Below are 13,781 nucleotides of genomic sequence, written 5' to 3'. Positions count from 1 at the left end.
GGTTCGAATCGCCCGAAAAACACAAAAATATAAATAGTTAACGGATTTTTACCTTTGCCTCTGGACAAGGCGAATCACCCATGATTCTCTAGGTCAGGTTCGAGCGAGCGGCGCGCGAATCACACGAGGGACAAGGCGAAGAGATGATGGACGTGCGGCGGGCAACCGTGGCCGGAGGACGGCTGCGTGTCGATTTTGACGGGCTGAAAGCCTGGCGAGACAGCCTATCCGGTCACCCGACATCGGAACCGCTCCTGCGTCATCTGCCGAAGGCAGAGCTGATCTTGAAGCGCGCCATTCCGGCATTGATCATCGCCTTCCTCACCGTCGTCGCCGCCTCCCATTTCTTTGGCATGATGAGCGAATATAGCCGGCTGGAGGCTTCCGCCCGCCATGCCACCGCGCTTTCGGCGGCGACGGCGTCGGCCGTATTTGCCGATACGGCCGACATTTTCGACAGTGGCGATATCGCGCAAGCGCAGGCCCGCCTCTCCAGGTACCTGCCGCAGGACCGGCTTGATAACGGCGCCTTCGTGCTGCTGGTGCAGGCCAGCGGCAAGGTTTTTGCCGCAACGACCGCCGGGCTTTCGCATGTCGGCAGCAATGTCGGCGATTTCTTCCCCGAGGTCTCGGCGATCCGGCGTTTCGGCGATCGGGCCGGCGTCATCGAAACGACTATCGGCGGCGTACCGCACTATGCCGAGATCACGCTGATGGGCAATTCCGGCGGCTTCGTCGTCGCCGCCACCTCGCTTGAGGAGGTCGGCAGGCTCTGGCGCGAGGAGCTGGCGCTCAATGTCACGCTGTTTGCCGGCATCTCCTCGATCCTGCTCGTCATCCTTTATGCCTATTACACGCAGGTGAAGCGCGCCCGCGACGCCGACGACATCTTCCTGGAATCGAACCTGCGCGTCGAGACGGCGCTGTCGCGCGGCCGCTGCGGCCTCTGGGACTTCGATTTCGAAAACCGGGAATTCTTCTGGTCGCGCTCGATGTACGACATGCTCGGCCTGCCGGGCTCCGACAAGACGATGGGCTTCGGCGAAGCCGCGCGGCTGATGCACCCCGACGATAGCGGCCTTTACGAGATCGCCCGCGCCATCGCCGCGGGCCATTCCGGTCAGGTCGACCAGATCTTCCGCATGCGCCATGCCGGCGGCCACTATGTCTGGATGCGCGCCCGCGCCCAGGTGATCCGCAGCAATTCCGGCCGCATGCATCTGATCGGCATCGCCATGGACGTGACCGAACAGCACCGGCTCGCCCAACGCTATGCGGAAGCCGACCAGCGGCTCGCCGACGCGATCGAATGCACCTCGGAAGCCTTCGTGCTCTGGGACAAGAACGACCGGCTGGTTATGTGCAATACGCATTTCCAGCAGGCTTACGGGCTGCCGGATAGCGTGCTGGTGCCCGGCACCGAGCGCTCGATCGTCAATGCCGCCGCCGCCCGCCCGGTCATCGAGCGGCGGATCGCCGATGCCGACGGCTCCGGCTATTCGCGCACGACGGAGGTGCAGCTGGCCGACGAGCGCTGGCTGCAGATCAACGAGCGGCGCACCCGCGACGGCGGCAAGGTGTCGGTCGGAACCGACATCACGTTGATGAAGCGCCATCAGGAGCGGCTGCGGGAATCCGAACGGCGGCTGATGGCGACGATCGGCGATCTTTCCGCCTCGCGCCAGACGCTGGAAATCCAGAAGGCCGAGCTGTCGACGGCCAACGCCAACTATCAGGCGGAGAAGGAACGCGCCGAGGCCGCCAACAAGGCAAAGTCGGAATTCCTCGCCAACATGTCGCATGAGCTGCGCACGCCGCTGAACGCCATTCTCGGCTTCTCTGAAATCCTGCAGAACCAGATGTTCGGGCCGCTCGGCTCGCTGAAATACAACGAATATGCCCGCGATATCCATGACAGCGGCAAACATCTGCTCAACGTCATCAACGACATCCTCGACATGTCGAAGATCGAGGCCGGCCATCTCAGGCTGCATTGCGAGCGCATCGACCTCGTGCCGCTGATCGAGGAAAGCCTGCGCTTCACCGCCATTCCGGCGGCGGAAAAGAACATCGTCATCGACCAGCGCATCTCCTCCGGCCTGACGCTGACGGCCGACCGCCGGGCAATGAAACAGGTGCTGCTCAACCTGCTCTCCAATGCGGTCAAGTTCACCGATAATGGCGGCCGCATCGCGGTGCGCACACGCCGCGTCGACGGCGCCGTCACCGTCACCATCGCCGACACCGGCATCGGCATCCCCCGCTCGGCGCTGTCGAAGATCGGCCAGCCCTTCGAACAGGTTCAGAGCCAGTACGCCAAGAGCAAGGGCGGTTCCGGCCTCGGGCTTGCCATCTCGCGTTCGCTGACCGCGCTGCATGGCGGCCGCATGAAAATCCGCTCGCGCGAAGCGGTGGGCACGGTGATCTCGCTGCGCATTCCGGATGATGTTTAGGCTTTAACCACACTCAGAAAAATCTTCCGAACCGCCTTCGAGAGCCGTTTCACTTCCCCCTCGAGCGTCCTGATATCGGGGCAGTCGCCGGCACGGCAGACGAGTTCGATGAGGCCGGCAGGCGCGTCGTTCGGATCGAACTCACCGTCGATGCAGAGACGAATCAATTGCGACAGGCTGGTATAGAGCGCGAAGGCTTCAAGACAGGTGTCGAGATCGTCCGCGGCCAGCAGCCGGTCGCCGAGCAACTTCAGAGCCTCGCCGGTGCTCTTGCCGCTGACAGCAACGCCGACGCCCCTGGTTGGCGCGATCAACACCAGATACTGGGCGATGAATTCGAGATCGATGACACCGCCGGGGATATGCTTCAGGTCCCACGGGCCCGAAGGCGGCTTTTCCTTGTCGATCAGTTCGCGCATCTCGGCCACGTCATGTGCCACCTTGACGATATCGCGATCGGCCGACAGCACCTCGCGGATGACATGCTCCGCTTCGGCGATCAGGCTGTCATCGCCTGAGATCAGCCGGGCGCGGCTGAGCGCCATATGCTCCCAGGTCCAGGCCTCCTCGCGCTGATATTTGCCGAAGGCATTGATGCGGGTGGCGACCGGCCCCTTGTTGCCGGAGGGACGCAGCCGCATGTCGACCTCATAGAGCACGCCTTCGGCCGTCGGCGCCGACAGGGCGGCGATCAGCCTCTGGGTGATGCGGGTGAAGTAGCGCGTCGCGTCGAGCGGCTTCGGCCCGTCGGATTCGGCGGCGGCGGCGTCATAATCATAAAGCAGGATCAGGTCGATGTCGGACCCCGCGGTCAGCTCGAAGCTGCCGAGCTTGCCCATGCCTGATATGGCGATGCGGCCACCGGGATAATCGCCGTGCGCCGCCCGCATCTCGCTTGTCACGGCATCGAGTGCGGCTGATATGATGAGATCGGCGAGATGGGTGAAGGCGCGGGCGGCCATTGCGCCGTTGATTGCGCCGGTGAGCAGGCGGATGCCGATCAGGAAGCGCTGTTCGGCGGCGAAGATACGCAGCCGGTCGAGCACCTCCTCATAATGGCGCGCCTGGACGAGCGAGCCGTTCAGACGCTCGCTCAGATAGTCGCGCGTCGGCAGTTCGGCCAACAGGCCTGGATCGAGCATGCCGTCGAAGACATGCGGCTTGGCGGCGATCACCTCGGCAAGCCGCGGCGCCGAGGACATGATGTTGACGATCAGCGACAGCAGCGCCGGATTGCTGCTAAGCAGCGAGAAGAGCTGGATGCCCGAGGGAAGGCCGGAGATGAAGCTGTCGAAGCGCAGCAGCGCCTCGTCGGCGCGCCTGCTTTCGCCGAAGACGCGCAGGAGCTCCGGCGCCAGCTCCGTCAGCCTTTCACGCGCCTCCACCGATTGCGTCGCGCGGTAGCGGCCGTAATGCCAGGTGCGGATGATGCGGGAAATGTCCGACGGCCTGGTGAAGCCGAGCTTCTTCAAGGTCTCCAGCGTATCCGGATCGTCGCCCTGGCCGGTGAAGACCAGGTTTCCGGTTTCGGTGGAAAGCCTGCTCTCCTGCTCGAAGAGGCGGGCATAACGCCGCTCCACCGTCTTCAGCACGCCGACCAGGCGTTCGGAAAAGCTCGGCGTGTCGGTAAAGCCCATCATGAAAGCGATACGCTTGAGATCAGCGTCGGTCTCCGGCAGAAGATGGGTCTGCTCGTCGCGCACCATCTGGATGCGATGCTCGACGTCACGCAGGAACCAATAGGCCTCCGTCAGCTCATCGCGGGTCTCGGCGTCGATCCATTTCGCCTTGGTGAGCTCGCCGAGCGTCTCCTCCGTCGACCGGCCGCGCAGCGCCGGCATGCGGCCGCCGGCGATCAGCTGCTGGGTCTGGACGAAGAATTCGATCTCGCGGATGCCGCCGCGGCCGAGCTTGACATTATGGCCCTTCACCGCGATCGCGCCATGGCCCTTATGCGCGTGGATCTGCCGCTTGATCGAATGGATATCGGCGATCGCCGCGTAATCGAGATATTTGCGGAAGACGAAAGGCGAAAGCCCGCGCAGGAACTCGCCGCCAGCGGCGAGGTCGCCGGCCACTGCGCGCGCCTTGATGAAGGCCGCCCGCTCCCAGTTCTGGCCCCTGCCCTCGTAATAGATCATCGCCGCATCGACCGGAATCGCCAGCGGCGTCGAGCCGGGATCGGGGCGCAATCGCAAATCGCTGCGGAAGACATAACCATCCGCGGTGCGCTCCTGCAGGATGCGCACTAGCCGGCGCATCATCCTCGGGAACACCTCGATAGCGTCATCTGGGTCGGGCACGATGCCGGCCTGTTCGTCGAAAAAGACGACGAGGTCGATATCGGAGGAATAGTTGAGCTCGCAGGCGCCGAGTTTGCCCATGCCGAGCACGATCAGCCCCGAGCCCTCGCTCGGCTTTGCCGGATCCCGCAGCCTGACTTTTCCGCTTTCATGCGCCGCCAGCAGCAGATGGTCGATTGCAGCGGCGACAGAGGCTTCGGCGAGCTCGCTCAGCCAGCCGGTCGTGGCCCGACCATCGACGATGCGCGAGAGATCGGCGAGTGCGACGAGGAAGGCAGCCTTGCGCTTGATGATGCGCAGCCTGCTCATCACCACCGATTCCGCCGGCGTCGCCCCCTCGCCGTCCGGCCGCCAGCAGTCTCGCGCTTCAGCGATCAGCGCTTCGATCTGCGGCTCCAAGGGTTGCGTGATGGCGCCGGCGAGGATGGCCGGGTCGAGATTGACGATTTCGCGCAGGTAGGGCGACAGCGTCAGCACGGCGGCGATGAAATCGCGCAGCCCCCCTTCGCTCTTCAGCATCGCGGCGACTGACGGCTCGCTTTTGCCGGCCTGCTGAAGATCGCTCAGCGCCAGCTTCAACTCCGTCTGGCTCAGCGGACGCAGCAGCCCTTCGGCGACGTCCTTCAGGCCATGCGTCGATTTCGTCAGCATAGGCTCTCCCTGGCTTTGGAGCGGAGGAAACGGCCGCCAGAATCACGGCCCCGCCGCTCGATCGGGATTAAACTAGGGTCTCGGCGCCAAACCGCCAATACGCGATTCAACCGATCGTGTTTCCGCACAAGTGGTTCAGGCAGCCTTGGCCGGGAAGATCATGCTGACGGTCAGTCCGCGCTGTTCCGGCTTGTCGGGATTGGTATCGGAGAGCTCCAGCCGGCCGTTGTGCAGTTCCATCACCGCCTCCACCAGCGAAAGTCCGAGCCCCGTGCCCGGTTTCGAGCGGCTTTCGTCGAGGCGGACGAAGCGCTTCACCACGTCGTCGCGCCGATCGGCCGGTACACCCGGCCCGTGGTCGGCCACCGACAGGCAGATGCCATCCGGGCGGCGGGCAAGCTTCAGCGACACCTCGCCCGCCCCTTTAGTATCGGAGGAGTATTTGATAGCATTGTCGAGCAGATTGAAGATCGCCTGGCCGATCAGCTCGCGATTCCCCTGCACCTCGATTCCGGGTTCGACGCTGGCGCTCAAGCCAAGTCCGGCCTCCTCTGCCGCCGGCTCGTAAAGCTCGGCGCTGTCGGAAACAATGGCCGACAGCTCGACCGGCGACATCTCCGCGGCGACCGATCCAGCCTCGACGCGGGAGATCATCAGCAGCGCGTTGAAGGTGCGGATCAGCTGGTCCGATTCGGAAATGATGCCTTCGAGCGCTGCGCGCCGCGTATCGCCGTCAGTCATATCGAGGGCGTCGGCGGCCTTATTGCGCAGCCGCGTCAGCGGCGTCTTGAGATCGTGGGCGATGTTGTCGGAGACCTGCCGCAGACCTTCGTTCAGCTTCTCGATGCGTTCGAGCATGGTATTCAAAGACATCGACAGCCGGTCGAATTCGTCGCCGGAGCCGCCAACCGGCAGGCGCTGCGACAGATCGCCTGCCATGATCTTCTTGCTCGCATCCGACATACGGTCGATGCGTTTCAGCGCGTTGCGGCCAATGCCGAACCAAATGATGATCGCGCCTAGACCCATGATCGCCAAAGCGACCATCAGCGCCTGGCGCACCAGCAACCGGAAACGCTCTGGATCGCCGAGGTCGCGGCCGACGAGAATTCTCAAGCCGTTGTCGAGCACGAAAATATTGGCGATCGCCTTGTGCCGGCGCTCGACACCTCCACCGTCCGTATAACGCTGATAGGCGAAGGGGGCCGAGATCCAGCCGACTTCCTCGAAGACACCCGGCTGCACTGAAGCGACATTGCCGGCGAGAATATCGCCCGAGGGACCGGCGATGATGTAGAGATTGGCCCCGGGCTGGCGGGCGCGCCGCTCCATGGTGCGCAGCAGAAGGTTCATACCGCCGGTGTCATAGGCGCGCTGCACCTGCTCTACCTCCTGCCTGACGGCATCGCGGATCTGGCCCGTCAGCAGCCGTTCCGACATCGCCGTCACATAGAAGACGAGCGTCGCGGCGCAGATTGCGAAAAGCAGAATGTAAAGTGCCGAAAGTCGGACTGCAGTGGACTTGAAGAGAACCCTGAAGCGGCTCATCCCTCGTCCTTGATCATGTACCCCGCGCCCCGGATGGTTTTCAGGAGCGGCTGGCTGAAGTCCTTCTCGATCTTCGAGCGCAGGCGCGAGACATGGACGTCGATGACGTTGGTCTGCGGGTCGAAGTGATAGTCCCAGACGTTTTCGAGCAGCATGGTGCGGGTCACCACCTGGCCGGCATTCTTCATCAGATATTCGAGCAGGCGGAATTCACGCGGCTGTAGCGGGATTTCCTTGCCGCCGCGGCGCACTTCATGGGAGAGCCGGTCGAGCTCGAGGTCGCCGACGCGATAGATAACGTCCTGCTCCGGCGTACCCTTGCGGCGGCCGAGCACCTCGACACGGGCCAGCAGTTCGCTGAAGGCATAAGGCTTCGGCAGGTAATCGTCGCCGCCGGCACGAAGACCGGTCACCCGGTCATCGACTTGGCCAAGCGCGGAGAGGATGAGCACCGGCGTATGAATGCCCTTGCGGCGCAGCTCACTGATGACGGAAAGACCGTCGCGGCGCGGCAGCATGCGGTCGATGACGATGACGTCATAGGTATTTTCCGATCCCATGAACAGGCCGCTCTCGCCGTCGCTGGCATGGTCGGCGACAATGCCCGCCTCGCGAAAGGCTTTCGTAAGGTAGGCCGCGGCTTCGAGATCATCTTCGATGATGAGAATCTTCATGCGGCCGACATTACCCACCGGCTGCGTTTCGGCAAGGCTCAAAGCATCTGGCTGCGGAGCGGCGCTCATCGGGATCATCCTTCAAAAATCAGAACAATCGAGCCGCGCGGAGTTTCCTCCGCACGGCTCCCGTTTTTCGCGGATCAGCCCTGGCCGTTGATCGGCAGAGCGACGAAACGGCTTCCTTCGCTCGACTGAATCTGGAAGAGCGCCCGGGTGCGGCCGTCCTTCTTGGCCTGGTTCAGCACCTTGACGACATCGGCGGGGGTGGAGACTTCCTGGTTGTTGACCGAGGTGATCTTCTCGCCTTCCTTGATGCCCTTGTCGGCAGCGTCGGAGTCCGGGTCGATGCCGGTGATGGCCAGGCCTTTGCCGTCATCGGAAGGGCCGACCGTCAGGCCGAGATCGGCGAGCGCCTTCTCGGACGCCGGCGCCTCGGGCTGCTGCGGCTGGTTGTTGTCATCGGCGCTAGCATCCTTCTGGTCGGCGGGCAGAGTGCCGAGTTCGACCTGGAGAGACTGCGCCTTGCCGGCGCGCCAGACCGAAAGTTCAACCTTGCTGCCCGGCTGCATCGCACCGATGCGGCGGCTGAGATCGCGCGCATCCTTGATTGTTTCGCCATTCAGGGCGGTGACGACGTCGCCGGCCTTCATGCCGGCCTTATCGCCCGGTGATCCCGCCTGCGGGGCGACGACCAGGGCGCCGCTCGGCTCGGAAAGGCCGATCGATTCAGCGATGTCCTTGGTCACCGGCTGGATTTGGACACCGAGCCAGCCGCGTGAAACCTGGCCGTCCTTCATCAGATCGGCGACGACATCCCTGGCAGTCGAGGCGGGAATGGCGAAGGCGATGCCGACGCTGCCGCCGGACGGCGAGAAGATCGCCGTGTTGATGCCGACGACTTCGCCGCTGAGGTTGAAGGTCGGACCGCCTGAGTTGCCGCGGTTCACGGCCGCATCCACCTGCAGGTAATCGTCATAGGGGCCGGAGCCGATATCGCGGCCGCGGGCCGAGACGATGCCTGCTGTGACCGTGCCGCCGAGGCCGAAGGGGTTGCCGACGGCGACGACCCAGTCGCCGACGCGGACATTGTTGTCGTCGGCCCAGTTGACATAGGTGAACTTCTTGCCCTTGCCGTCGACCTTCAAGACGGCGAGGTCGGTGCGCGGATCCTTGCCGATCAGCTTGGCATCGAGTTCGGTGCCGTCATTCATCACGGCGACGAAGGCCTGACCGTCGGAAACCACGTGGTTGTTGGTGACGATGTAGCCATCCTCGGAGATGAAGAAGCCGGAGCCCTGAGCGACCGGACGCAGACGGCCCTTGCCGGGGCCATTCGGACCGCCGGGGCCATTCTGGCCAAAGCGCCGCTGATGGCCTTGCTGGTCGTTCGGATCCTGGCCGAACTGGCGGAAGAAGCGCTTCAGAGGATGATCGTCAGGCAGATCATCGAAGCCGCGGCCGTTGAAATCGAAGGAGAAGCCGTCATTGTTGTCGGCGACGGGATTGACCCGGTTTTCGACGCGAACGGACACGACGGCGGGCGACACGGCATCGACGACATTGGCGAAGCTCGGAACGGCAGGCGCCTGAACCTTGACGGCTTCGGCATAAGACCGGGTGATTTCGAGCGGAACGCCGGTCGCGAGCACAGCGGCTGCGATACCGGCGACGGTAGAAGCCTTGAGCACAGTGGCGAGGGACGGACGTCCGTTGAAATTCTTCAGCATTGGAGCACCTTCTCTTGTTCTTGGATCTTCAGACCGGCAGCGCCGGATCAGTCGATGCGTCAAGATATAGGATGGCGCACCTTACTGCGAACTGTCCGGCCAATGAAAAATTGGTAATGTTTGGAATATTTCTGGCCGTTACTGCGCCCGGCCCTTCCCTGGGGTGTCGAAAGGATATTCACCGGCTCGACGGGTTGTTATTTCTTTAGAAGCTCGTTCAGCCTCGCCTGTTCTTCCGGCGTCAGCTTGCTTCCCGTCGGCTTGCCGACCCTCTTGCGGGCAAAGACGACCAACGATAGCCCGCCGGCGAGCACCAGCAGCACCGGCGCGCCCCATAGCAACACGGTCTTCGGATTGAATCGCGGCTTCAGCAGCACGAATTCGCCGTAGCGCGAGACGATGTAGTCCAGCACTTCCTCGTCGCTGTCGCCGTCCTTGATGCGCTCGCGCACCAAGAGGCGCAGGTCTTTCGCCAGTTCGGCATTGGAATCGTCGATCGACTGGTTCTGGCAGACCATGCAGCGCAGTTCGGCCGAAAGGGTTCGGGCGCGCGCCTCCAGCGCCGGATCGGCCAGCACCTCGTCGGGATTGACGGCGAAGGCGGAGAAGGGTGTGAAGAGGGTGAAGAGAATGACGAGGAGCTGTGAGAGAAGCCGCATTCCCCTTCTCCCCTCGGGGAGAAGGTGCCCGACAGGGCGGATGAGGGGGCGGCCACTCGAAGCAAAAACGACCTTTCGCTTGCGCTCAAGCTCCTCACTGCTCTGCCGCTCGGCCCCCTCATCTGCCCTTCGGGCATCTTCTCCCCGGTGGGGAGAAGCGGAAAAGAGGTGCGAGCGCATCATTCCGCCGGCTCCATGGCAGGGGCCGCCGGTCTTGCCTTCGCCTTACGGCGCGGGGCGCCGACGCGCAGGCGGCGGTCGGAGAGCGAGACGAGGCCGCCGGCGGCCATGATCAGCGCGCCGCCCCAGATGCACAGGATGAACGGTTTCCACCAGATGCGCACGACGATACCGCCGTCCTTGGTGGCGTCGCCCAAGGAAACGTAGAGCTGGCTAAGGCCGAAGGTCAGGATGCCCGCCTCCGTCGTCGGCATCTGGCGGGCAATGTAGAGCCGCTTGGCCGACCAGGTGTCGGCGACCGCGACACCGGCGCGGCGGATGCTGAAGTGGCCGCGCTCCTCGGTGTAGTTCGGCCCGGTCGCCGGCTGCATGCCGTCGAAATGCAGGCTGTAGCCGCCGGCATCCGTCGTCTCGCCGGGTTTCATCTCGATGACGTGCTCGGTCTGGAACGTCGTCACCGCGACGATGCCGAGCACGCTGATGCCGAGCCCGGCATGGGCAAGGGCGGTGCCGAAGGCCGAACGCGGCAGGCCGGTCAGACGCCGCCAGGCGACGTTGGCCGCCACCTTGCCGATGCCGGCGCGATACCAGAGATCGGCGATTGCGCCGAGAACCAGGAACAGGCCTGCGGCGAGCCCCAGCACGGAGAGTACCGGCCCACCATGTTGGAGATAGAAGAAGATCAGCGCGGCCGCGAAGGCGAGACCCGCCACAACATAGAGCCGCTGCAAAACGCCGAGCAGATCGCCGCGCTTCCAGGAAAGCAGCGGCCCGAAGGGCACGATGACGAGCAGCGGCGCCATCAGCAGGCCAAATGTCAGGTTGAAGAAGGGCGGCCCGACGGAGATCTTGTCGCCGGTCAGCGTCTCCAGGAGCAGCGGATAGAGCGTGCCGGTGAGCACCGTGCCGCAGGCGACCGTCAGGATCAGATTGTTGAGAACCAGGGCGCCCTCGCGCGAAATCGGCGCAAACAGTCCGCCGGCCGCAAGCTTCGGCGCCCGCAAGGCAAACAGCGACAGCGCCCCGCCGATAAAGATCAGCAGGATGCAAAGGATGAAGACGCCGCGGGAGGGATCGCTGGCGAAGGCATGCACCGAGGTGAGCACGCCGGAACGCACCAGGAAGGTGCCCATCAGCGACAGCGAGAAGGTCAGGATGGCGAGCAGCACAGTCCAGATCTTCAGCGCCTCGCGTTTTTCCATGACGAGGGCCGAATGCAGAAGCGCTGTGCCGGCCAGCCACGGCATGAACGAGGCGTTTTCCACCGGATCCCAGAACCACCAGCCGCCCCAGCCGAGCTCGTAATAGGCCCAGTAGGAGCCCATGGCGATGCCAAGCGTCAGACAGGTCCAGGCGGCCAGCGTCCAGGGTCGGACCCAGCGCGCCCAGGCGGCATCGATGCGGCCTTCCAGGAGAGCGGCAACGGCAAAGGAGAAGCAGACGGAGAAGCCGACATAGCCGAGATAGAGCAGCGGCGGGTGGATGGCGAGCCCGACATCCTGCAGCACCGGATTGAGGTCGCGGCCCTCGGCCGGGGCCGGATCAAGCCGCAGGAAGGGATTGGAGGTCAAAAGGATGAACAGGGTGAAGGCGAGCGAGATCCAGGCCTGCACGGCCAGAACATTGGCCTTCAGCGTCTCCGGCAGGTTGCGGCCGAAGACGGCGACCAGCGCGCTGAACAGCACCAGGATCAGCAGCCAGAGCAGCATCGATCCCTCGTGATTGCCCCAGACGCCGGAATATTTGTAGATCAGCGGCACCAGCGAATGCGAATTCTCCCAGACGTTCTCGACCGAGAAGTCGGAGACGACATGGGCATAGGTCAGCACGGCAAAAGAGAAGGCGACGAGTGTAAACATCGCCAGCGAGCCTGATGTCGCCACATCCATCATCGCCCGGTCACGGCGGCGGGCGCCGATCACAGGCACGCTCGAGACGATCAGCGCCGTCGCCAGCGCCAGCACCAGGGCGTAATGGCCGATCTCGATGATCATGGCGTCGCCTTCGCCTCCTGGCCTTCCTGCCACAGACCCTGCGCCTTCAGCTTGTCGGCCACTTCCTTCGGCATATAGGTCTCGTCATGCTTGGCCAACACCGTGTCGGCGACAAAGACGTTGCTGCCTGAGGCAAACATGCCTTCGGTGACCACACCCTGGCCCTCGCGGAACAGATCCGGAAGGATGCCGGTATATTGGACCTTGACCGCATTGGCGCTGCCGTCGGTGACTGCAAATTCCACCGTCGAGCCGGCGCCGCGCACGACGCTGCCCGCGCCCACCAGGCCGCCGAGCCGGATGCGGGTCTCCGGCGCCACCGGCGTCTTCGCCAGATCCGCCGGCATGTAGAAATAGGCCACAGACTGGCTGAAGGCGAACATCACCAACAGCACCGCGGCAAGGATGAAACTCATCCCGCCCCCGATCACCGCAAGGCGCTTCTGCTTGCGCGTCATTGGGTCATACCCTCCGTGGCTATGCCAAGTTCACTGGCAAGCGCCAGCAATTGCCGACCTTGTTCCCCCGGCGGCGGAAAGGCCGCAAGCCCGCGCTTCAGGGCGTCGGCTGCGCGATCCTTGTCGTTCATTACGGCGTAGGAGCGGACGAGCCGCATCCATCCCTCGAAATTGTTGGGTTCGGCGCTCAGCTTGGCGTCGAGGCTTTCGACCATGCCGCGGATCATCTGCTGGCGGTCGCCGGCGCTCATGTTTTCGGCCGCCGCCACGTCTTCCGACGTTGGGCCGCTAGGCGCCGAAGGCTGGGCAGCCGCGCCGCCGTTCTTGGAGATATGTTCAGTGACCAGCGGCAGCCAGGGCGCATCGGCAGGCGATTGCTGCGCCAGCGCTTCGAAGGCCCGGCGCGCCTCGTCGGCTCGCCCCGCCTGCTCCATGCTGAGGGCGATATAGAAGCGGGCACGCGGATTGTTGGGTTCAAGCGTCAACGACTGTTCCAGCGCTTGGCGCGCCTCTTCGGTCACCACGCCTTCGGAGACCGCTATCAGCGTCTCGGCGAGGCCGTCGAGCCGGATCGGGCTCGGGCCGAGAAGCCGGATCGCATTGCGGTAGGCGACCTCAGCATCATTGACCCGCATCGTGCGGACATAGATCGGCGCCAGCACGTCCCAACCCTTCCCGTCATCGGGATTTTCGGCCAGATGCCGTTCCGCCTTGGCGATCAGCACCGCCACGTCATTGCCGGGATTTTCCAGCCGCGCTTCGAGCGGCTGCGAGGGCAGACCGGGCCTGCCCATCGTCACATAAAGACAGAGCCCGAGCACCGGCAGGATCAGGAGAACGAAGGCTTCGGTGACACGGTGATGGCGCGCGGGCTTCGGCGTTCCCTCCGGCTCGCCGGCGGAGACGGCGATCAGCCGCCGGCCGATTTCGGCCCTGGCATAATCAGCCTCCTCAGCTGTGATCAGCCCACCGGCAAGATCGCGGTCGAGTTCGCGCAGCTGGTCGCGATAAACTGCCGCCTCGCCGGCACGACTGTTCTCCGCCGCCTTCGCTCCACGCAGAAGGGGGTAAAGCAGGATGACGGCGACAGCTGCCGTCAGAACGGCAACGAGAATCCAGAACAGCATACCG

9 protein-coding genes are annotated in these 13,781 nt (G+C 64.0%); 1 reads left to right on the top strand and 8 read right to left on the bottom strand.

Annotated elements, in window-relative coordinates; all coding sequences use genetic code 11:
- The first annotated feature begins 143 nt into the window (after window positions 1-143).
- Window positions 144-2,453 (top strand): PAS domain-containing sensor histidine kinase, encoded by a 2,310-nt coding sequence (locus tag N2597_RS05075; protein ID WP_183596977.1) that lies wholly within the window; start codon window positions 144-146, stop codon window positions 2,451-2,453.
- Here the strand turns inward: N2597_RS05075 and N2597_RS05070 are convergent.
- The 8 genes from N2597_RS05070 to ccmI form a co-directional block, all read right to left on the bottom strand.
- A complete protein-coding gene (locus N2597_RS05070; RefSeq protein ID WP_183596979.1) occupies window positions 2,450-5,407 on the bottom strand; it encodes a bifunctional [glutamine synthetase] adenylyltransferase/[glutamine synthetase]-adenylyl-L-tyrosine phosphorylase in 2,958 nt (985 codons plus the stop codon). The two genes, N2597_RS05075 and N2597_RS05070, sit on opposite strands and share 4 nt — an antisense overlap.
- A gap of 135 nt (window positions 5,408-5,542) precedes the next feature.
- Window positions 5,543-6,955: a sensor histidine kinase gene (locus N2597_RS05065; protein ID WP_077994838.1), complete on the bottom strand. Its 1,413-nt coding sequence runs from the start codon at window positions 6,953-6,955 to the stop codon at window positions 5,543-5,545.
- Entirely contained in the window at window positions 6,952-7,707 is a 756-nt protein-coding gene (locus N2597_RS05060) for a response regulator transcription factor (RefSeq protein WP_406549641.1), read from the bottom strand. Before N2597_RS05060 ends, N2597_RS05065 begins: the two co-directional genes overlap by 4 nt.
- 65 nt (window positions 7,708-7,772) lie before the next feature.
- Complete coding sequence (locus N2597_RS05055) at window positions 7,773-9,359, bottom strand: Do family serine endopeptidase (RefSeq protein WP_077994837.1); 1,587 nt, start codon at window positions 9,357-9,359, stop codon at window positions 7,773-7,775.
- Window positions 9,360-9,556: 197 nt separating this feature from the next.
- Entirely contained in the window at window positions 9,557-10,018 is a 462-nt protein-coding gene (locus N2597_RS05050; RefSeq protein WP_183596981.1) for a cytochrome c-type biogenesis protein, read from the bottom strand.
- 179 nt (window positions 10,019-10,197) lie between these two features.
- A complete protein-coding gene (locus N2597_RS05045) occupies window positions 10,198-12,192 on the bottom strand; it encodes a heme lyase CcmF/NrfE family subunit (RefSeq protein ID WP_183596983.1) in 1,995 nt (664 codons plus the stop codon).
- A complete protein-coding gene (gene ccmE, locus N2597_RS05040; protein WP_009988134.1) occupies window positions 12,189-12,650 on the bottom strand; it encodes a cytochrome c maturation protein CcmE in 462 nt (153 codons plus the stop codon). The genes N2597_RS05045 and ccmE overlap by 4 nt, the downstream gene beginning before the upstream one ends.
- Complete coding sequence (gene ccmI / locus N2597_RS05035; RefSeq protein WP_077994834.1) at window positions 12,647-13,777, bottom strand: c-type cytochrome biogenesis protein CcmI; 1,131 nt, start codon at window positions 13,775-13,777, stop codon at window positions 12,647-12,649. Before ccmI ends, ccmE begins: the two co-directional genes overlap by 4 nt.
- Window positions 13,778-13,781 lie beyond the last annotated feature (4 nt).

This window comes from Rhizobium sophoriradicis, from assembly GCF_025200795.1.
Taxonomy (GTDB): domain Bacteria; phylum Pseudomonadota; class Alphaproteobacteria; order Rhizobiales; family Rhizobiaceae; genus Rhizobium; species Rhizobium sophoriradicis.
The sequence above is the reverse complement of the archived record's forward strand: the minus strand, read 5'-3'. Positions and strand labels throughout refer to the sequence as shown.